The following is a 21,148-nucleotide window of genomic DNA, read 5'->3' as shown; positions in this document are numbered from 1 at the left end:
GAGGAGCGCGCATGAAACGCCATTCAAGCCTGCGGGCCTTCGGCCGTCCCGGACGCCGCATTGGCGGGCACGGCCCGGCAGCGATCATCCTCGCCGAGGATGAGAGCGAGCTCGGGAGCACAGTGGCGCATCATCGCGCGGCGGGGTTCGGCACGATCATCGTGATCGCCGATCCGCATCTGCCGGACGGCGCGGCGGGGGCGGCGCTCGAGGCCGGGGCCGATCACTGGATCATGCACGCGCTGCCCGACCGCGCGGCGGCGGCGGAGGCGATCAACCGGGCCTGCCAGTATCTGCGGGGACGCTGGGTCTATTATTGCTACAACGCTGAGTATCTCTTCTATCCCTTCAGCGAGACGCGGCGCGTGGGGGAGATGCTCGATTTCCACACCGAGGAAAAGCGGGACGCGATGCTGGCCTATGTCGTGGACCTCTACCCCGAGCGGCTCGCCGATCATCCCGGCGGCGTGTCGCGGGAGACGGCGATGCTCGACCGGATGGGCTACTACGCGCTGGCACGACCCGATCCGGCCGCGCGCGGCCGGCTCAAGGAGCGGCAGCTCGACTTTCACGGCGGTCTGCGCTGGCGATTCGAGGAGCATATCCCCCCATCCGCCCGGCGCATCGACCGGATCGCCCTTTTCCGCGCGCGTCCCGAGCTTGTCCTGCGCGCCGATTTCACTTTCGACGACGAGGAATACAACACTTATGCCTGTCCCTGGCACCACAATCTGACGGCGGCGATCTGCTCGTTCCGGACCGCCAAGGCGCTGTGCCGCAATCCCGGCTCTCGCGAGGCGATCCGCGATTTCTCCTGGCATGGCTCCGACCGCTTCACCTGGCGCGCGCGTCAATTGCTCGATCTGGGCCTGATCGAGCCGGGACAGTGGTTCTGAACGGGGCATCGGCGTGCCGCGATGCCTGTCCGCCACCCTTCAGAGGCGGATCGCCGGCGCCCGGCACCGGCGCGGTGCTCAGCGGCGGCGCAGACGGATCACGACATCCACGGAAGTGATCTCGGCCCCTTCGGGCGCGCTGGGCAGGCGGGTGATCTCGAGCTGATGCGCCGGCGCATCGGTCAGCGTATGGCTGTCTTCCCAGAAGAAATGCGGGTGATCGTCCATGCGCGTGTCGAAATAGCTCTTGGAGCCGTCGACCGTCACCTCCTGCATGAGGCCAGCCTCGCAGAAGGCCCGGAGCGTGTTGTAGACGGTCGCAAGGGAGACGGCCTCGCCCGCGCCCTGCGCGCCGGCGTGGAGCCCCTCGGCGGTGACATGACGATGCTCGCCATCGCCGATCAGCAGAGCGGCGAGCGCAAGGCGCTGACGCGTCGGCCGCAGGTTGGCGCTCGCGAGCCATTGCGCGCCACAGCGGAGCGTCTCTTCGGTGGTGACTTGGGCGATCTTGCTCATGGAATACATATAGAGCGCCACCCCCCTTCCTTTCAATCGCAAACTCGCGGCGCGCCGGCGCCTGCCCTTGCGTCCCGTTCGACCGCGGTGGTAGAGGTCGCTTCCAGAAAAAACAGTCTTCCGGAGGCCAGATACATGAGCGATTTCCCATCGCAGTTCGACAAGGAAGCCCTGCTGGCCTGCGCACGCGGAGAGCTCTTCGGGCCCGGCAATCCCCAACTTCCGCTGCCGCCGATGCTGATGATGGACCGCATCACCGACATCTCCGGCGATGGCGGCGCCCATGGCAAGGGCCACGTGGTCGCCGAGTTCGACATCACGCCCGACCTGTGGTTCTTCGAATGCCACTTTCCCGGCAACCCGATCATGCCCGGCTGCCTCGGCCTCGATGGCTTGTGGCAGCTGACCGGCTTCAACCTGGGCTGGCGCGGCTGGCAGGGGCGCGGCTACGCGCTCGGCGTCGGCGAGGTAAAGCTCACCGGAATGGTGCGCCCCGAGCGCAAGATGCTGACCTATTACGTCGATTTCACCAAGGCGGTGCAGACCCGGCGCCTGACCATGGGCGTCGCCGATGGCCGCGTCGAGGCGGATGGCGAGACCATCTACCAGGTCAAGGACATGAAGGTCGCCCTGTCGCAAAGCTGACATCAGCAAGGAGAGCGCCATGCGCCGTGTCGTCATCACCGGGCTGGGCATCGTCTCGCCCATCGGAAACTCTGCAACAGAGGTCGCCGAGGCCCTGAAGGCCGGCCGCTCGGGCATCGAGGCGAGCGCCGAAATGGCCGAGCATGGCTTTCGCAGCCAGATCGCCGGCACCCTCAAGATCGACGTGGCCGACCATGTCGACAAGCGCACCCTGCGCTTCATGGGACCCGGTTCGGCCTATGCCCATATCGCGATGGCTCAGGCGATCGCCGATGCCGGCCTCGATGTGGAGACGGTCTCGCATCCCGATACGGGGCTCATCGCGGGATCTGGCGGCCCCTCCACCAGCGCCATGTTCGCTGCCCACCAGACGGTCCTCAAGACCGGTGGCACCAAGCGGATCGGCCCCTTTGCGGTTCCCAAATGCATGTCCTCCACGGTGTCCGCCAATCTCGCGACCGCCTACAAGATCAAGGGCATGAACTTCTCGATCACCTCGGCCTGCTCGACCTCGCTGCATTGCATCGGGATGGCCGCGCAGCAGGTCGCCCTCGGCCAGCAGGAGGTGATGTTCGCCGGCGGCGGCGAGGAGCTTGACTGGACGCTCTCCTGCCTCTTCGACGCGATGGGCGCGATGAGCTCCAAGTTCAACGACAGTCCCCGGAAGGCGAGCCGCGCCTTCGACGCCGACCGCGACGGTTTCGTGATCGCCGGCGGCGGGGCGATGGTAGTGATCGAGAGCCTCGAGCGGGCTCAGGCGCGCGGCGCGAAGATCTATGCCGAGATCACCGGCTTCGGCGCGACCTCCGACGGGCATGACATGGTCGCTCCGTCGGGCGAGGGCGGCGAGCGGGCGATGCGCATCGCGCTCAAGACCCTGCCCGAGGGGCGCCGCGTCAGCTACATCAACGCCCACGGCACCTCGACCCCGGTTGGCGATGTCGGCGAGGTCGAAGCGGTGCGCCGCGTCTTCGGGCGGGGCGAAACCCCGCCGATCAGCTCGACCAAGTCGATGACCGGGCACAGCCAGGGCGCCACCGGCGCGCAGGAGGCGATCTATTGCCTGCTGATGCTGCAGGATGATTTCATCACCCCCTCGATCAATGTCGAAACCCTCGACCCGGCGATCGACGAGGGCGAGATCGCGACACAGATGCGCGAGAATGCGGGGCTCGACACCGTGATGACCAACAGCTTCGGCTTTGGCGGCACCAACGGCTCGATGCTGCTCAGCAAGTTCAAGGAGTGACCCCATGGCTGACCTGATGCGCGGCAAACGCGGCCTGATCATGGGCGTCGCCAATGACCGCTCGATCGCCTGGGGCATCGCGCGGACCATGGCTGCCGAGGGCGCCGAGCTCGCCTTCACCTACCAGGGCGAGGCGTTCGGCAAGCGCGTCGAGCCGCTCGCCGCCTCGGTGGGCAGCGACATCCTCGTCGATTGCGACGTGACCGACGATGCCTCGCTCGACCGGGCCTTCGACACGCTCAAGGAGCGCTGGGGAACGATCGATTTCGTGGTCCATGCGATCGCCTATTCGGACAAGTCGGAACTGGCGGGCCGCTTCGTCGATACCAGCCGCGAGAACTTCCGCAACTCGCTCTCGATCAGCTGTTACTCGCTGATCGACGTGGCGCGCCGCGCCCGCCCCCTGATGCCCGAGGGCGGTACGATCCTGACCCTGACCTACCAGGGCAGCAATCGCGTGACGCCCTTCTACAACGTGATGGGCGTGGCCAAGGCGGCGCTGGAATCCGCGGTACGCTATCTTGCCAACGATCTCGGCCCCGACGGCATCCGCGTCAACGCGCTCTCGCCCGGCCCGATGAAGACGCTGGCCGGCGCGGCAATCGGCGGCGCGCGCAAGACGTTCAAGCATACCGACCAGAACGCCCCCTTGGGCCATAACGCGACGCTCGAGGCGGTCGGCGGCACGGCAGCATGGCTCGCCTCCGATTACGGCGCCTGCACGACCGGCGAGATCGTCATGGTCGATGGAGGCTATCATGTTCTGGGAATGCCGCAGGCCGGCAATATCGGCTGATCGCGGGACACGTGCGGCCGCCAAATCGGCCGCGCCTCCGGCTCATATGCCTTGCCCCGGTCGCCGGGCCGCCCCCCGGCGGACCAAACGGCGGGCTGCCACACGAGAATGGCCCGCCGGGTCAATCGGCGGGCCATTCTCGGTGCAAATGGTATTAGCGCACGCCCCTGCCCGGCCCGTTCAGCCGCGGGACGCGCACCGGGATCACTTGATCTCGACGAGCTCGACCTCGAAGGTCAGGGCCTGGCCGGCGAGCGGGTGGTTCGCATCCAGCGTCACCTCCTCCTCGCTGGCCTCGGCCACGATCACCGGAACGGTCTGCCCCTCGGGGGTCTGAACCTGAAGCTGAGTGCCCGGATCGGTCGGGATGTGATCGGGGATCTGGCTGCGGGCCACGGTCTGGACACGGGCCGGGTCACGGTCGCCATAAGCCTCTTCCGGCTCGACGGTCACGGTCTTGCTCTCGCCCGCTTCCATGCCTGTCACCGCCTGGTCGAGGCCGGGGATGATCTGGCCGGTGCCAAGGGTGAATTCGAGCGGATCGCGACCTTTCGAGCTGTCGAAGGTGCTGCCATCGGCAAGGGTGCCGTTGTAATGCATGAGGACGGTATCTCCGGACTTTGCCTGAGCCATGGGTACTCCTGATCTATAGAGGAAATTGGATTGCGAGGGCCGCCAGTCTCGGCGGGTGCATCGGCGAAGGACCAAAGGTGGGGAGTGGAGGCGCGTTTGTAAACCCGGGATACGGGGAAAATCCCGCCCCGTCCGGCGCCATCCTGCCCGGCGCCGTCCCGCTTTCGCCTTGCCCCTGCCTTGGCGTGACGGGGGGCCTTCCCCCTCGAACGGCCCTATGGCACGCTCGCCGCGAGCATGGCCGGCCTCGCCTCCCGCGGCGCCGGAGCCTGTCGTTCCCGGGGAGGGCCCGATGCCGATCACCACCTGCGTTTTCGATGCCTGCGGAACGCTGTCCGGCATGAACGTGGCCGCGTGCCGATCACCGGGAGGAGCTGGCGGCCGGCTGGCGTGCCACGCAGGGCGGGCGCGATTGTGCGGTGGAGGCCGCCGGGTTGCGCGAGGCCGCGGACCTGCGCCAGAAACCGCTCGATCTCTGCTGGGAGCTGGAGCCGTTCGCGGAGGCTGCCGAAATGCTTCGGGTGCTCAAGGATGCCGGATACAACACGGCGACATCCTCGAACGGCTCTGCGGAAATGCTGCCGGGGACGGTGCGCTCCTCCGGGATCGAGCATCGGCTCGGGAGCTATCGGTGAAGAGCATCGGTATCTTCAAGCCCGCCCCGCAGGACCACGATTTCGTCGGAGTGCGGTTCGGCTGCGCCCCGGCGCAGGTGCCCATCGTCTCCTTGGACGGCTGGGAGGCGGCGGCGGGTCACGGCTCCCGCGCCGCATGGGTCAACCGCGCCGGGGCGCCGGTCGACCGCCCTTCCGCCACCCCCGATCATTGTCTCACCCCCTTGCCGCAAATACCGGAGCTTGTCGCCTGATGCCCAATTTCTCAGCACCCGACGGTGCCAACCTGCATTACCTCGACGAGGGCGAGGGCCTGCCGCTGCTGTGCCTGTCCGGCCTGACCCGCAACAGCAGCGATTTCGACTACGTGGCGCCGTATCTGGACGGGGTGCGGCTGATCCGGCCGGATTACCGTGGACGCGGGCGCTCCGAGTGGACGGGCGCGCCGAGCTACACCGTGCCCACCGAGGCCGGCGACGTCCTTGCGCTGCTCGATCATCTCGGGCTCGAGCGCGCGGCGCTCCTCGGCACCTCGCGTGGCGGCATGATCGCGATGCTGCTCGCCGCGACCGCCAAGGAGCGCCTGGCTGGGGTCTGCCTCAACGATATCGGTCCCGAACTCGATACCGCGGGCCTCGGGGCGATCATGGGTTATGTCGGGCGCAACCCCGCCCAGAAAACCCATGCCGAGGCGGCCATGGCGCGGTCCTCCCTGATGGCGGGGTTCGAGGCCGTGCCGCAGTCGCGCTGGGACGAGGAGGTGCGCAAGCATTACGACGCGGTGGATGGCGGGTTGCGCATCAACTACGATCCCGCCCTTGCCGATGCGCTTGCCGCAGCCGGCGCGCAGCCCGCGCCCGATCTATGGCCGCTCTTCGACGCGATGGAGGGCCTGCCCCTTGCGCTGATCCGGGGGGCCAATTCCGACCTGCTCTCCGCCGAAACCGCCGCGCGGATGCGCGCGAAGCGGCCCGACATGATCTTCGCCGAGGTGCCCGGCCGCGGCCATATCCCCTTCCTCGACGAGCCGGAGGCACTGGCCGCGCTGCGTGCATGGCTGGCGCGGATCACGCAATGACGGGCACGCAGGAGGCGGTGGATGCCGCGATGATCGAAGCCGCGGAGGCGCGCCTGTCGGGCCATGTCAGGCGCACCCCCCTGCTCGGCTCGCCCTTCCTCGACGAGATCGCGGGCAAGCGCGTGCTGATCAAGGCCGAGGCGCTGCAACATACCGGAAGCTTCAAGTTCCGCGGCGCCTGGTCGGCGCTCTCGGCCCTCCCGCCCGAGCAGCGCGCCAGGGGCGTCATCGCCTTCAGCTCCGGTAATCACGCGCAGGGCGTGGCGCGGGCGGCATCGCTGTGGGGTTGTCCTTGCGTCATCATCATGCCGCGCGACGCGCCGGCCCTGAAGATCGCCAACACGCGGGCCTTCGGCGCCGAGGTCGTCCTCTACGACCGCCTGAGCGAGGACCGCGACGCACTTGGTGACGAGATGGCCCGTGCGCGCGGACTGACCCTGGTCAAGCCCTTCGACGATCCGCAGGTGATCGCCGGGCAGGCCACGGCGGGGCTCGAGATCGCGGCGCAGGCGCAGGAGTTCGGCATCGGCGGCGGCGGCACGGATGTGCTGGTCTGTTGCGGCGGCGGCGGGCTGACCGCGGGCATCGCCCTCGCGCTCGAGGCGCGGCGCAGCGGATTGCGGGTGCGCCCGGTCGAGCCGGAGGGCTTCGACGACACGGCGCGCTCGCTCGAACGCGGCAGTCATGTCGACAACGCGGCCGCGGCGGGAAGCATCTGCGACGCCATCGTCACGCCACGGCCCGGCATGCTGACCTTCCCGATCCTCAAGCGGCTCTGCGGCCCCGGCCTCGCGGTCACGGACCTGCAGGCGATGCAGGCCATGCGGGAGGCGTTCCTGCGCCTCAAGCTGGTACTCGAGCCCGGCGGCGCGGTCGCCCTTGCCGCCGCGCTCTACAAGGCGCGCGACTGCCCCGGCGACACGGTGATCGCGGTGGCGACCGGCGGCAATGTCGACCCCGTTCTCTTCACGCGGGCGCTCGCCATACTCGACACGGGCATGGACGGAGCAGGCACAGAATGAGCATCATGCGTCTCGACGATGTCGATCTGCATTACCGCGATACCGGGCCGAGGGAGGCGCCAGCGCTGGTTTTCGCCAACTCGCTGGGAACCGATCTGCGGCTTTGGGACGATCTTCTGGAGCATCTTCCGGCGGGGCTGAGGATCATCCGCTACGACATGCGCGGGCACGGGCTGAGCGGATGTCCCCCGGCGCCCTACAAGATGGGGACCCTGGTGCGCGATGCCGAGCGTCTCCTCGATCACCTGCGGGTGCGCGACTGCGTCTTTGTCGGCCTCTCGATCGGCGGGATGGTCGCGCAGGGTCTCGCGGTCAAGCGGCTCGATCTTCTGCGCGGCGTGGTCCTGGCGAGCACGGCGAGCAAGATCGGAACCGCGCAGATGTGGCATGACCGGATCGAGGCGGTGGCGCGCGGCGGCATGTCCGCCCTATCGCCGGGCGTGCTCGAGCGCTGGTTCTCGCCGGCCTTTCGCGGGTTGCCGGAGTTTGCGCAATGGCGTGCCATGCTCGAGCGGCAGCCGCCCGAGGGCTATGCGGGCTGCGCGGCGGCGATCGCCGGCTGCGACCTGCTGGCCGCCACGGCCACGCTGCGCCTGCCGGCCCTGGTGATCGCCGGCGACGAGGACGGAGCCACCCCGCCTGATCTCGTGCGCGAAACCGCGCAGCTCATTCCGGGCGCCGAATTCGCGCTGATCCGCGGCGCGGGCCATCTGCCCAATGTCGAGCGGCCGGACGCGTTCGCCGCGCGGCTCAACGCCTTTCTCGCGCGCATCGCGCATCCACGCTGACCGCCCATCCCAAACGCCCCTGCCCCAGCGCCCCGCGCCACGGCGCGCACGGATCCCGGCGGCGAGGGCCCTTTCCGAAAGGTTGACGAACATGACCGATTTCCTCCTCGTTCACGGCTCCTGCCATGGCGCGTGGTGCTGGCGCGACGTGATCCCCGAGCTTGTCGCCCTCGGACACCGCGCCCGCGCCATCGACCTGCCATCGCATGGCGCCGATCCCACCGATCCGGCCGAGGCCACGCTCGAGAGCTACGCGCAGGCGATCCTCGATGCGCTCGAGGGGCCGACCGTCCTCGTGGGACATTCGATGGGCGGCTACCCGATCACCCAGGCCGCCGAGAACGACCCCTCGCATATCTCGCGCCTCGTCTACCTGTGCGCCTATGTCCCGCGCGGCGATGAATCGCTTGCGGACATGCGCCGCAGTGCCGCGCGCCAGCCCCTCGCCCCGGCGATCCGCATCGCGCCGGACCGCATCACCATGGGGTTCGATCCCGACATGGTCGGCGCACTCTTCTACCACGATTGCCCCGAGGGCACGCTCGACTATGCCCGCGCGCATCTGTGCCCGCAGCCGATGCGCCCCCAGGCCACGCCGCTGCGCCGGACCGGGCGCGGGGCGGGCATCGCGCGCAGCTACATCCGGTGTGACGACGACCGTGCCATACCGCCCGAGTTCCAGGCGGAGATGACACGCGACTGGCCCCCTGAGGACGTTCATGCGCTGCCGGTTTCCCACTCCCCCTTCTTTGCGAGCCCCAAACGGCTCGCCGCCCTTCTGAGCGAGATCGCCTCGTGAGCGGCGCGCCCTTCGCAAGCGCCCTCTACCAGGGGTTCTGGCACGACCCGCGGACCGGAACGCTCTTCACCGACAGCGCCGAGATCAGGGCCATGCTCCTTGTCTGGGGCGCCCTCGCCGAGGTTCAGTCCGAGGAAGGGCTGATCCCCGATCTCGCTGGCCCCGCGATCCGGCGCGCCGCGATGGAGGCGGCGATCGACCCGGGCGCGCTGAGCGCGCAGACCGCCCGCAACGGTGTCGTGGTGCCTGGCCTGCTGGAGGCTTTCCGCGCGGCGATCCCCGGCCCCGAGCACCGTCCTTTCGTGCATTGGGGCGCGACCAGCCAGGACATCATGGAGACGGGGCTCGTCCTGCGCCTGCGCCGGGCGCTCGATTTGTGGGAGGAACGGCTCGCGGCGATTCTCGAAACGCTGGGCGCGCTGGCCCGCGATCATGCCGAGACGCCGATGGCGGGGCGCACCTATGGCCAGCTCGCCGCTCCGACGAGCTTCGGCGCGGTCGCCGCCGAATGGGGCCGCCCGCTCCTGCGGCATCTGGACCGGCTGGAGGAGATGCGGCCGCGCCTGCTGGTGGTGTCCCTTTCGGGGGCGGCGGGCACGCTGTCGATGATGGGCGCGCAGGGGCCCCGGGTCCGGGCGGGCCTTGCCGCGCGGCTCGGCCTCGGGGATCCGGAGGCCAGCTGGCACGCCGAGCGCGACCGGATCGCCGAACTGGCCACATGGATCGCCGCCGTTGCGGGGAGCCTTGGCAAGATCGGCGAGGATGCCGGCCTGCTTTGCCAGAGCGGGATCGAGGAGCTGTCCGGCGGCGCGGCCGGGGCCTCCTCGACCATGCCGCAGAAACGCAACCCGGTCCTGCCAGCGCAGCTCGCCGCTCTGGCACGCCACGCGGCCGGGCTGTCGGGTCTGCTGCAGGAGGGGCTCGTGCACCGGCAGCAGCGCGACGGTGCGGCCTGGTTCGGCGAATGGCTCGCATTGCCGCCCCTGTGCATGGCGCTCGGCCGTGCCACGCAGATCGCCGAGGAGCTCTGCGCGGGGCTCGCGCCCGATATCACCGCGATGCGCGCGCCCCTGGAGACGCCGCCGGGCCTCATCCATGCCGAGGCGCTCTCCTTCGCGCTTGCCGCGCGCCTTCCAAGGCCGGAGGCGCAACAGGAGATCAAGCGGCTCTGCGCGGAGGCCGCCGCGCAGGGCACGCCCCTTGCCGACCTGCTCGAACGCGACCATCCGGGCGGCGACTGGACTGCCCTTACCCGGCCGGAAACGCAGCTGGGTGACGCCCCCAGGCAGGCACGCGCCTTCGCCGACCATGCCGCGCAGCGGGCGGCGGCACGCGGATGAGGCGCCGCCCCTTCCCCGGCGGCGCAATGCGTTCTTTACCAATTGTTAGGCAAAGGGCGCGTTAATGGCTTGATCCGGCGCTGGTGCGCGGCAACTGGGGGAGACGACGTGATGACCGTATGGACCGCCGAGCAGGATCGGGCACTCATGCGCTGGCACCGGGTGGGACTTGGCAATACCCGCGCGGGCGATCCACCCCGCAGCCGCGACGAGATCGCCGCGCGGCTCGATGTCCTGACCCGCTCCGGCGCCAGGCTCGCGCATGCCAGGGCGCAGGTCGCGACCGGACGCGCGGAGCTGAGCTCGGGACGCGCAAGCGGGTTCGAATGGGAAATCGTCACAGACGAGATCGCCTATTGGCGCGCCGAGGTCGAGGCCTGCGCGCCGCCGCGGCGCTGGCCCCGGATCACGCTCCCGTCATCACTCTTCAGGCGCTTGACCTTTTCCACCATGCGCTAGTTATCGAGCGGCAACGTACTTTCGGGCGGGGGCATCACTGCAAACCCCGCCCTTTTTTTGTGCATCCCCGCCGCGCCACGTGGGCCGTGGACATGCCGGGACATCCCCCCTGCTCCAAGGCGGAGCCGCCCGCCGGGATGATCGCACCGCTGCCTCGATCTTACTCCCCCGGCGGCTTCGAACTCCCCACCTGAATACAGGTTGTTCGCAGCATGCTTGTCCCACTGCCTTAAGGGGGGCCGGCCGCAGGCCGCCTCGGGATGGATTTACCACTTCAAGCCCCGTTGGTCCAACAGCCTGCTTGTGGTTTTATCTTGGAAGGCAATCAACCGCGCCGCGTATCCCGGCCCCTCAACAGCGTCCTCAAACCGCTTTTAAGCTTTCGAATGAGCAGTTTTGGCGCCCCTTGGGGCCCCTGCGCGATTGTGGCGCAATTGTGGCCTGTTCATGTCTCTACTTGGCTCATTACAAGGAAACTTCACGAGTGATGTATCATTCTTAAAACATATTAACCGGAGTTCATGAATAACGCCGGGTCACACTTGTTTGCCGGAATACTTCTAACAGTATTTACATAGTTTCGCATCGAATGCTGCGGAGCTGCCGCGGGACCTGTCCTCGCACACCAACTCTACAGGCCATGTGCCGACCAGACCGATTCGACCTGACCGCCACATCCCAAGGATACGGACCGCCATGCGACACCTCCCGCCCAGAAAGGAAGACCTGCCGCCACTGTGATCGCCCGCGCGGCCGCAACCCTTCACCCAATCCGACCCTGCCACCACGGCGCTTCGGCGCTGCTGGAGAGATATTGCCATGTTGAAATCGCCCAAATCCGCCCGCCTTTCCCCGACATCCCTCACCGTGTCGACGCTTGCCCTGGGAGCCATACTTGGGGCCGCGCCCGCCTATGCGGCGCCGGAGCTGATCCTCTCGACGCCCACCGCCATCGAGACGCAAGGCACCTTCCAGGGCAAACGAGCCGTGTGGCGCAATGTCGGCAGTGTCGGCGGCGTCACCATCGATCTCGTCGCGACGCTGATCTCGACGACGCTGGACCATCAGTTCGACACGGTCGCCGGTGCGCCCGCTGTTGTCTCGGCGGGCCTGGATCCGCATGAGGTGCGCTGGCAGATTTTCCAGGCAGGCACCTTCGATCTCAACACTCCCGGCTCCGGCACCCCGGTGACCGCCGACGTGCATGTGCAGATCAACGATGTTGACGGGCCGAACAACGAGCAGGTCTTCTTGCCGGTCTGCGACGGGACGGTCGACTACCTGCGCATCGATTCCAACGCGACAACGAACCGCCTCTTCGACAACGCGAGCGGCGTCTTCACGCTGGCGGGCGACAAGGGCTATAACAACGAGGCCGTATCCGGCCTCGAGATCAATTATACCGACACGAACACCTTCGAGTTCGGCCGGACGGCCAAAACCAATTTCCTGATCCGCGTCGCCAACCCGACCTATCTCGAGGCCGACACGCTCGATCTGCAATGTGGCGATTTCCGGCCGATCCAGCTCGATCCAGACCAGAAGGTCTTCGACCGGGCGCCCAGCGCGGCGGTGGAATTCGATCCCCTTCTCAACGACAGCGTGGCCGAGTTGAACACATCCGGCCTGCCCTCCGAATATGCCCTGCAGGCCCTTTCGCTGCGCAGCCCCGCGCAGATGGACCCCGCCAGCACCGCAACCGTGAGCGGCATCGTCACGGACGGCAAGGGCGACGTGACCGGCTTCACCGTCACCAGCCAGGGTCAGGTCGAGGGCAGCTGGTCCTACGACGACGCGACCGGCAAGCTCACCTTCACACCCCAGGCCGGCTTCGCGCGGCAACCCAGCCAGATCGGCTACCGCATCCGCCGCGCAGCCACCAGCGGGGACACCTACAGCGCGGCCACCACGGTCACCATCATCAGTCCCGCCATGGGCGGCAAGCTCGACGCGAACTTCTCCGACGAGAACGGCGATGGCCGGCTCCAGCCCGGCGAGACGATCGCCGTGAGCTGGGAGTTGCGCAATATCGGCGGGCTCGCGGTTACCGGGCTCGACCTCGCCTGGGAAACCTTCAACGGTGCCGGCGCCGCGCCCTTGATGACGCTCGACAGCGTTACTCCCGACGCCGATCCCGGCACCTTCGTTCCGGGCGAACGGCTCGTCTATACCGGCACCTACACGGTGAGCGAGGCCGATGCGGGACGCGATCTGTCGCTGCGGTTCAGGGCATCGGGCCTGCGCAACGGCGAAGCGGTCAGCGACCTGTCGGATTCGGTGATCGCGAATGCCGGGGTCGGCACCCGCAGCGAGTTCGGGCCCGGCGCCCCGGGCGACGATCCCCACCCCCTCTCCCTCCCGGCGCTTCCCGTCGTCACCGCGGCGAATGACAGCGCGACGCGCGGCGGCCGCACCGGCGCGGCGGACATCGTCGACCTTCTGGCGAATGACGACCTGTCGGGCGTGGCCGCGACCCCGGCGAACACCACCCTCACCCGCGACGACCCCGCCACGGGCCCCCTCACCCTCTCTTCGGACGGCAGCGTCGATCTCGCGGCCGCGACACCCGCCGGCACCTACACGCTCGACTACACGATCTGCGAGGCGGCGAACCTGTCCAACTGCGACAGCGCGCGGCTGAGCGTCACGGTGACCGCCGCGCCGCTGCTTGCCGCGACGGACCGCGCCGGGCCGCATGTCGGACGCCGCACCGGGGCGATCGGCGGCGCCCCCCTCGCCTTGTCCAACGACACGATCGAGGGCGATCCCGCACAGCTTTCGGAGGTGAGCGTAACCGCCGGGAGCATCAACGGCATCAGCCTCGGCGCCGACGGCCAGATCGGCCTCGATGCGCCCAAGGCGGCCGGACTTTACACCCGTCCCTACCAGATCTGCGAGGATCTGAACCCCGGCAACTGCGTGATGGGACAGATCGAGGTCGATGTGACGGCCGCGCCGATCACCGCGCAAGCCGACGATGCCGGACGGGTTCCGGGCCGCAGCGGCATCGCCGGAACCGGCGCCGTGCTGTCGAACGACCTGCTGGACGGCGCACAGCTCGCCGCGCAGGAGGTCGCCCTGAGCGTGAGCGCGGCCGATCCGCAGGGCCGCCTGACGATGGACGGGGATGGCCGCCTGAGCCTCGCGCCGGCCTCGCCGGCCGGGATCTATGCACTCGACTACGAGATCTGCGAGAACCTCAATCCGGGCAATTGCGCCATCGCGACCGCCAGTATCGAGGCGCTCGCCGCGACCCTTTCGCCCGCCGCCGATCTCATCACGGCCGTGAACCGTCCCGCCGGCCATGACGCGCTGGGCAATGTCCTGTCCAATGACCTGATCGACGGCGCGGCCATCGGTGCGGGCGATGTCACGCTGGCCGTGACGCTTCCGGCCGCAAGCCCCTTGTCTGTCGCGCCCGATGGCACCGTCTCGAGCGCGGGCGGGGCGCCCAACGGCCGTCACGAGGGCAGCTACGAGATCTGCGAGGTCCTTAACCCGGCCAATTGCACCGGCCCCGTTGCCTTCGCGGTAGAGCTGACGGACCGGACGCTGCGGGTGGTCGAGATCGAGGAGGGACGCCGCGCGATCGACAGCTTCACGCCGGATCCCGCCGTCAGCTATACCCTCTATGACGCCGATGCCGGCCTCTTCGAGCTGGACGCGCAGGGTGCGCTCAGCTTCGTGACCGCGCCCGACTTCGAACAGCCCGCCGACGCGGATGGCGACAATGTCTACGCGGTCACCGTCACCGCCACGGACGCGGCCGGCGCCCAGACCGACCAGGGGCTGCTGATCCGCGTGGTCGATCTCGACGAGATCGCGCCCGTGCCGTCCGGCCCGTCGGGCCAGACCGGCCCGGCCGCCGCGATCAGCATCGGCGAGAACAAGACCGTCATCGCCTCCTACGGAGCCGACGAGGCGGTGTCCTGGAGCCTGTCCGGCGTGGATGCCGCGCGCTTTGCCATCGATACGGATGGCAACCTGACCTTCGTGACCCCGCCCGATTTCGAGCAGCCCGCCGACGTGGATGGCGACAATGTCTACGAGCTTGTCGTCACCGCCACGGATGCGCGGGGCAACGCCACCCCGCAGACGCTCCGCGTCACCATCATCGATACCGGCGAGATCGTCGCGGCCGATGATACCACCCCCACCCCCGTGGCGGGCCAGGCGGGCACCAAGAACGCGATCGACATCCTGGCCAACGATCTGGCCAATGGCGCCCGTCCGACATCCGCCGATGTCACACTGCGCCTGCTGCCCGGCGGGGAGCTGGCCGATGGGCGGATCACCCTGACGGCCGGCGGCGCGCTCTCGGTGGCGGCCGGAACGCCCGCCGGGCGCTACCGTATCGCCTACGATATCTGCCGCAAGGACGCGCCGAGCATCTGCGCCCAGGCCGATGCCGTGATCGACGTCGCGGCGGCGCTCCTGACGCTTGCCCCCGATGATTTCCTCGCCGCGCCTATTCCGGGGCGCGAAGGGGGGCTTGCGGGCAACCTTCTGCAGAACGATCTCTTCGACGGCATCGCGGTGCCGGCGGACAAGGTTACCGCAACCCTGCTGAGCAGCACCGCGCCGGGCCTTCGGATCGACGCGAACGGGGCATTGCTGATCGCCCCGGACACCCCCGAAGGCGACTACACCGCCACTTACAGGGTCTGCGAGCGGCTCAACCCAAGCAATTGCGCGCGCTCCACCGCCACCTTCGGCGTGGGCCAATCGGTGATCGAAATCTCCGATGACGATCTTACCGAGCAGCCGATCTACGGCGTCTCGGGCGGCAAGACGGTGCCCGTGACCGCCAATGACCAGCTCGGCGGCGCGGCGGTCGTGCCCGGCGAGGCGATCCTGTCGATCCTCGACGATGGCGGCCTCGACGGTGTCGGCATCGACGCCGAGGGACGCATCACCGTGCCGACCTTCACCGAGCCCGGCCTCTACGATGTCGGCTACGGCCTGTGCGAGGCGCTCAACCCGGCGAACTGCCTTGCCGGGACCGCCACGCTTTCGGTGGTGCCGATCGCCGCCGTCGCCGGCACGATCTTCGACGATACCGATCGTGATGGCCGCTACGATCCGACGGTCGACCGCGGCGTAGGCGCGGGTTACCGCGTCATGGTGATCGACGCGCAAGGCCGCACGCAGCCCATCTTCGATGCGGCAGGCGCACCGGTCGAGTTCGTCACGACCCGCGCCGACGGCACCTACGATCTCTATGTCGATGCCGGGGCCGGCTACCGCGTGGTAATGTACACGCCGAGCGGCGATGCGCTTGGCGGCTTCGGGATCGGCGATCTGAAACCGGGCGAGCGGCTGGAGGATCAGAATCTGCCGATCGACCCCTCCGGCGTGATCTACGATTCGATCACCCGCAGGCCGATCGCCGGGGTCCGCGTGACGCTCACCGACGCGGCCGGCGCGGCCCTGCCCGCGCGCTGCCTCGCCGATCCCGCGCAGCAGAATCAGCTGACCGGCGCGGATGGCTACTACCGCTTCGACGTGGCCCCGGCGGCGGCACCGCAATGCCCCGCGGTGCAGACCGAGTACCGCATCGCCATGGACCTGCCCTCGGGCTTCGTCGCCGGCACATCGGCACGCCTGCCCCTCACCTCGTCCGCCCCCTATGACGCGACCACCTGCGAGGGCGATCCGGTTCCCGGAGGCAATTGCGAGATCAGCGCATCGGCCAATCCGCCTCGGATCGGCGAGACGGCCCGCTACTTCCTGAGCTTCCTGCTCGAGCCGGGCGATCCGAACGTGATCAACAACCACATCGCGGTGGACCCGATCCTCGCCGAACCCGTCCTGTCGATCACCGCCCTGCGCGAGACGGTGCGGCGCGGCGTGCCGGTGCCCTTCCGCATCACCGCCAGCGATGTCGAATACGAGCGCGTCGACATCACCGACTATCTGCCGGAGGGCTTCGTCTTCGCACCGGGCTCGGCCACGGTGAACGGCGCCGCCGCGGAGCCGGCCGTGTCGGGGCGCAGCGTGACCTTCGCCGGTTTGCGAGCCGGCGCCGACAGGAAGATCGAGATCGAGATCGAGATCGTCGCGGCCGGAGAGATCGCGCTTGGAAGCCATGTCTCGCTGGCCACGCTGCGCGATCCCGATGACGGGCGCGTCCTTGCCCGGGCGCAGGCCGCGATCACGCTGGAACTGGAGCGGGTCTTCGACTGCGCCGATCTCGTCGGGCGGGTCTTCGAGGATCGCGACGGCGATGGCCATGCCGATGCCCGCGAGCCCGGCATCGCGGGCGCGGTCCTCATGACCCCGCGCGGCGAGATCGTCACCGCCGATGCCCATGGCCGCTTCTCCGTGCCCTGCGCCATCCTGCCGCGCGAGGGGATCGGCTCGAATATGCAGCTCAAGCTCGACACCCGCAGCCTGCCGCCCGGGAGCATCGTCACGAGCACGAACCCGCAGGTGATCCGCATGACACGCGGCAAGATGAGCCGTCTCGATTTCGGGGTCCTGCCCGGCCGCAAGGCCACGCTGCAGATCACCGATGCCGCCTTCGGGCCGGACGGCCAGCTGCAGGCCAAGTGGCAGGAAGGCATGGCCGGAATGATGGCCGCGCTGCGCGCCGGACCAACCCGTCTGTCGCTCGTCTATCTCGATCCGTCCGACAGGCGCGTCGCGAAGGCCAGGCTTGCCGCGATCTCGACCGCCATCACGCAAACCCACGAACGCGACGGCACGGCCCCCGCGCTCGACATCGAAACCCTGATCCGTGGAGATGCCCGGTGATCCGTCCTACCCTCTTCACCGCCACCGCCCTTACCCTCATCCTGACCGCCGGCAGCAGGCCGACCGGTGCGGCGCCCGCGCAAGCGATCTTCCCGGTCGCCGGCCTGCCCGGCGCCCCCGGTGTCCCGGATGCGGCGGGAGCCCCCGATGCCTTCGCCTTCGAGATCCTCGGGCCGGAGACGTCTTCCGGCCCGCAGGCGCCCGTCATCGGCACCGCGCCGCCCGCGGCCCTGCCGCCGCAGCCGGCCGGCCCCCTTGGAACGGAGCCGCCCCTTCCCGCGCTCGGGCCCCATGCCACCGGCGGCGGGAGCCTGCCCGGCGCGCCGGCCCGGCCACACCGCCCCTCCCACGCGGCCGCAAGCACGCCGCAACCGATCGTCTCCTTCGGCAAGCTGTCCGGCCGGGCGCGCGATGCACGCCCGCTCTGGACCGCAACCGGCATCGCCGATGTCACGCTCGGCCGGGATCTCGGCGAGGGCGATGGCTGGAGCGAGGGACGTGCGGCCTTTTTCGCCGAAGGGCCGCTGCGCGGCGGCTGGACCCTGACCCTCTCGGCCGATACCGGCGCGCGCCCGCTTGACGAGCTTTTCGACGGGCTGGGCGGCACCGCGCCGCGCGACGCGCTCGAACGGCTGCGCGCCGATCCCGGCATCGTCACCTTCGGGGACGAATCCATCCTTCTGGGAACGGGCGGACGCGACGGGCGCCCCTATGCGCGGCTCGCCCGGAACGACAGCCACCTGACCTTCGGGCAGAGCCGGATCAGTCTCGCGGAAGGTGACCTGATCCGGGCCGACCGCAGCATCTATGGCCTGAGCGGACGTCACAGCACGGGCGGCACCCGTATCGAGGGATTCGTCTCCTCCGAGGAAAGCATTGCACAGACCGACGAATTCTCCGCGACCGGCGGCGCTTCCTACAGGCTTTCCTCGCGCGATGTGCTCCCCGGCAGCGTGCAGCTCAGCGTCGAGCGGCGCGACGAGAACGGACGCCTGCTCGAGCGTCGCCGCCTCGTCGAAGGGGTCGATTATCGCATCAATCACATCCAGGGCCATGTCCTGCTCGACCGTCCCCTGGTCGTGGCGCCCACCGGCGCGCTCTTTGCCGATGAGGCCGACATGCTGGTGCTGCGCGCCGATTACGCCCGCCCCGCGCAAGGCGCCGATGACAGCCTGGCCGGGCTGCGCGCCGAACAGGCGCTCGGCGGCGGGCTGCGCGTCGGGGTGACGGCCCTGCGCGATGGCGGCACGGAGGATGGCGGCGATGTCGCCGGGCTCGACCTGCATCACGATGGCGGGCGCGGCTTTGCCGTGACGGCCGAGATCGCGCGTTCGCAAGGGCGCGGACGCCCGATCCGTCTTTCGCGCGATGGCGGGCTGAGCTTCGAGCGGCGCGGCAACACGGTCGCCGATCCCGAGGCGGGCGCCTGGCGCATCGAGGCGACGGCCGACCTGGAGCGGGCCTTCGGCCTCGAAGGACACGCGGTGGCCTGGGCCGAGCGGCGCGAGGCGGGCTTCGCCGGCGACGGCGCGGCCCTCAATGAGGCGATCGAGCGCAGCGGTATCGAGCTGGAGACGGTGCTGGCCGGACGCACCGGGCTCGGTCTTGCCGCCGAGCGGCTCGAGCGGGGCGACGAGGAGAGCCGCGAGCTGCGCGCCACGCTCACCCATCCGCTCGGCGCGCGCAGCCGGTTGACCGTCGGGGTCGAGCACGAGGAGGAACGCGGAGCGCAGGGACGCGGCACGCGCACCGATCTGGCCGCGCGTCTCGGCTACGCGCTCGGCGCGCGGGCCGATGCCTATGTCTTCGCCGAAGGGTCGATCGAGGCGAGCGGCACGCTCGAAAGCTACGAGCGCTACGGGCTGGGCCTGTCGGGGGCGCTGGGCGCCCATGTCCATGCCGAGGTGGAGCTTGGCTTCGGCAGCGCCGGCGCCGGGCTCGAAGGCGCCGTGAGCTACGTGCAGGGCGACAGCGAGGTCTATCTGCGCCAGCAGATCGCCGGCAGCGCGACCGACCGGATCACCGGGCATGACCTGGTGCTCGGCGCACGGCGCACGATGTCCGACGACTGGTCGATCTTCACCGAGCAGGATGTTCTCATCGGCTCCTCGGAGCGCAAGCGCGGACAGGCCTACGGCCTCGAATGGACACCGACGGCCAATCTCGTCCTCGATTTCGGCGCGCGCATCGACGACTCGGATGAGGCCGACCGGCGCCGCACCCTGAGCTTCGGCGCCGAGCGCAGCGGCATCGACATGTCCGGCCGCATGCGGCTGGAGCTGCATGACACAGAGATCGACGGCGGCGCGGACAGCCGCGGCCTGCTGTTGGCCGCCTCGGGGCGGAAGGTCACGGCAGACGGGGGCGGCACGCTGAGCGGACGGCTCGAATACGCGCACGAATCGCGCAGCGGCGCGCCCGACGGGGCCTATGCGGAGGGCGGGATCTCCTATGCCCTGCGCCCGGTGGTCGATGACGCGCTGGTGGCGGTGCTCTCCTACGATCTGCGCGTCGATCTGGAGCGGGGCGCGGTCGGCGCATCCGATGCCGATGCTCCCCTCCAGCGCAGCCATGTGCTCTCCGTCGACCTCGACTACCGTCTGTCGCCGAGCCTGACGATCGGGGCGAAATACGGCATGCGGCTCGGCGAGGTCGCCTTCGACCGTGGCAATCCTGTCTGGACCGACAGCCCGGCGCATCTTGCCGTGCTGCGCGCCGATTGGCGCGTGTCGGGCAACTGGGGCCTCCTCGCTGAGGCCAGGGCCCTGTGGCAGCCCGAGCAAGGCAGCCGTGACTTGGGCTTCCTGATCGCGCCGACCTATCAGCTCAACGAGAACGTGAAGATCGGTGCGGGCTACGATTTCGGGAACTTCTCGAGCGATCTGACCGATTACGACGATGACAGCCACGGCATCTTCGTCAACGCGGTCTACAGCTTCTGAAACCGGACCCGCGCGCGCCCTGCCCTTCGCGGGGCGCGCGCGGCGACCGCAGATCGGCCTTCCCGCGCCGCGCATCCACCCGGGCGTGCCGCCCGCGCAGGCGCCTTGCGCATATGGGGAAAGGTGGTGCCGGCGGAGGGCACCGCAAGGCGCTGATCGGCTTTGATAAATCGGAGGATTGCGTAAATTGTGCGGAGGGGCGCGAGAATTTCCCCCTTGGGGGGGGGGCGTGGTGCCCTTCTTTTTCAGACTGGTTAAGGATCGGCCCCGTTGAAATCCCGTGTGCCGTTTTAAAGGATGGCAGGCGAGTTTTGTCCGGCCACGGCATTGCGAGTGTCTTGGGCGGGCGTAGCGGAGCGGCCAAGAGACTGAAAACCGAGGCCGAAAAGGACGGGGCCCATCTGCCCGTCTTTTTGGCGTCAAAGAGCCTTTTACCGTATATTTCCAATGACTTAATGGACGGGCCCCTGAAGCCCATCACTTACAAGTCTGGAGACACCGAGGCCGAAGGATATCCTGCTGAGGCGCTGCCCGAAATCTGCGACATTTGGCTTCAAGCAAGACAAGACGGAGCCCTCAATCCCCAGCAGGCAGACAGGGCTCAGGCGGCCGAGA

Annotated in this window: 16 protein-coding genes and 1 pseudogene; 15 read left to right on the top strand and 2 right to left on the bottom strand. The window is 68.9% G+C overall.

Going from position 1 to position 21,148, the window contains the following annotated elements:
* Positions 1 to 11: 11 nt before the first annotated feature.
* The gene (locus PMES_RS06910) at positions 12 to 896 is read left to right on the top strand and encodes a glycosyltransferase family protein (protein ID WP_159964833.1); all 885 of its coding nucleotides are present in this window, start codon (positions 12 to 14) and stop codon (positions 894 to 896) included.
* 78 nt (positions 897 to 974) lie between these two features.
* Here PMES_RS06910 and irrA read toward each other — a convergent pair whose 3' ends face one another.
* Entirely contained in the window at positions 975 to 1,412 is a 438-nt protein-coding gene (gene irrA, locus PMES_RS06905) for an iron response transcriptional regulator IrrA (protein WP_159964892.1), read from the bottom strand.
* 135 nt (positions 1,413 to 1,547) lie between these two features.
* Between irrA and fabA the strand changes: the two genes are divergently transcribed.
* Genes fabA through PMES_RS06890 form a run of 3 tightly spaced genes read left to right on the top strand, consistent with a single transcriptional unit; the run spans position 1,548 to position 4,102 of the window.
* A complete protein-coding gene (gene fabA / locus PMES_RS06900; protein WP_159964831.1) occupies positions 1,548 to 2,057 on the top strand; it encodes a bifunctional 3-hydroxydecanoyl-ACP dehydratase/trans-2-decenoyl-ACP isomerase in 510 nt (169 codons plus the stop codon).
* A 19-nt stretch (positions 2,058 to 2,076) separates the two neighbouring features.
* Entirely contained in the window at positions 2,077 to 3,306 is a 1,230-nt protein-coding gene (locus PMES_RS06895) for a beta-ketoacyl-ACP synthase II (protein ID WP_159964829.1), read from the top strand.
* Positions 3,307 to 3,310: 4 nt separating this feature from the next.
* On the top strand, positions 3,311 to 4,102 hold the full coding sequence (locus tag PMES_RS06890) for an enoyl-ACP reductase FabI (protein WP_159964827.1): 792 nt from the start codon (positions 3,311 to 3,313) through the stop codon (positions 4,100 to 4,102).
* A 204-nt stretch (positions 4,103 to 4,306) separates the two neighbouring features.
* Here PMES_RS06890 and PMES_RS06885 read toward each other — a convergent pair whose 3' ends face one another.
* Positions 4,307 to 4,735: an FKBP-type peptidyl-prolyl cis-trans isomerase gene (locus tag PMES_RS06885; RefSeq protein WP_159964825.1), complete on the bottom strand. Its 429-nt coding sequence runs from the start codon at positions 4,733 to 4,735 to the stop codon at positions 4,307 to 4,309.
* 434 nt (positions 4,736 to 5,169) lie between these two features.
* On the opposite strand from PMES_RS06885, the gene PMES_RS16920 reads away from it, so the two are divergent.
* The 11 genes and pseudogenes from PMES_RS16920 to PMES_RS16670 all read left to right on the top strand — a co-directional run.
* Positions 5,170 to 5,370, top strand: coding sequence for an HAD family hydrolase (locus PMES_RS16920; protein ID WP_328809150.1), 201 nt, complete (start codon positions 5,170 to 5,172; stop codon positions 5,368 to 5,370).
* Positions 5,367 to 5,603 (top strand): HAD family hydrolase, encoded by a 237-nt coding sequence (locus PMES_RS16915; RefSeq protein WP_328809149.1) that lies wholly within the window; start codon positions 5,367 to 5,369, stop codon positions 5,601 to 5,603. The genes PMES_RS16920 and PMES_RS16915 overlap by 4 nt, the downstream gene beginning before the upstream one ends.
* Positions 5,603 to 6,427: an alpha/beta fold hydrolase gene (locus PMES_RS06875; RefSeq protein ID WP_159964823.1), complete on the top strand. Its 825-nt coding sequence runs from the start codon at positions 5,603 to 5,605 to the stop codon at positions 6,425 to 6,427. Before PMES_RS16915 ends, PMES_RS06875 begins: the two co-directional genes overlap by 1 nt.
* Entirely contained in the window at positions 6,424 to 7,449 is a 1,026-nt protein-coding gene (locus PMES_RS06870) for a threonine ammonia-lyase (protein WP_159964822.1), read from the top strand. Before PMES_RS06875 ends, PMES_RS06870 begins: the two co-directional genes overlap by 4 nt.
* Complete coding sequence (gene pcaD / locus PMES_RS06865; RefSeq protein ID WP_159964821.1) at positions 7,446 to 8,237, top strand: 3-oxoadipate enol-lactonase; 792 nt, start codon at positions 7,446 to 7,448, stop codon at positions 8,235 to 8,237. Before PMES_RS06870 ends, pcaD begins: the two co-directional genes overlap by 4 nt.
* A gap of 91 nt (positions 8,238 to 8,328) precedes the next feature.
* The gene (locus tag PMES_RS06860; RefSeq protein ID WP_159964819.1) at positions 8,329 to 9,036 is read left to right on the top strand and encodes an alpha/beta fold hydrolase; all 708 of its coding nucleotides are present in this window, start codon (positions 8,329 to 8,331) and stop codon (positions 9,034 to 9,036) included.
* Complete coding sequence (locus PMES_RS06855; protein ID WP_159964818.1) at positions 9,033 to 10,376, top strand: class-II fumarase/aspartase family protein; 1,344 nt, start codon at positions 9,033 to 9,035, stop codon at positions 10,374 to 10,376. The genes PMES_RS06860 and PMES_RS06855 overlap by 4 nt, the downstream gene beginning before the upstream one ends.
* 111 nt (positions 10,377 to 10,487) lie before the next feature.
* Positions 10,488 to 10,835 carry a hypothetical protein gene (locus PMES_RS06850; RefSeq protein ID WP_159964817.1) on the top strand — a complete coding sequence of 116 codons (348 nt, stop codon included), beginning with the start codon at positions 10,488 to 10,490 and terminating at the stop codon, positions 10,833 to 10,835.
* Between the two features lie 819 nt (positions 10,836 to 11,654).
* Positions 11,655 to 17,591, top strand: a complete 5,937-nt coding sequence (locus PMES_RS06845; RefSeq protein ID WP_159964815.1) for a hypothetical protein — start codon at positions 11,655 to 11,657, stop codon at positions 17,589 to 17,591.
* Positions 17,588 to 20,533 (top strand): hypothetical protein, encoded by a 2,946-nt coding sequence (locus PMES_RS06840; RefSeq protein ID WP_159964813.1) that lies wholly within the window; start codon positions 17,588 to 17,590, stop codon positions 20,531 to 20,533. The genes PMES_RS06845 and PMES_RS06840 overlap by 4 nt, the downstream gene beginning before the upstream one ends.
* 113 nt (positions 20,534 to 20,646) lie before the next feature.
* Positions 20,647 to 21,148, top strand: a pseudogene (locus tag PMES_RS16670) (hypothetical protein); the annotation flags it as partial.

Source organism: Profundibacterium mesophilum KAUST100406-0324 (assembly GCF_009835145.1).
GTDB classification, from domain to species: domain Bacteria; phylum Pseudomonadota; class Alphaproteobacteria; order Rhodobacterales; family Rhodobacteraceae; genus Profundibacterium; species Profundibacterium mesophilum.
Note: the sequence above shows the minus strand (reverse complement) of the source record. Positions and strands in the feature narration are given on the sequence as shown.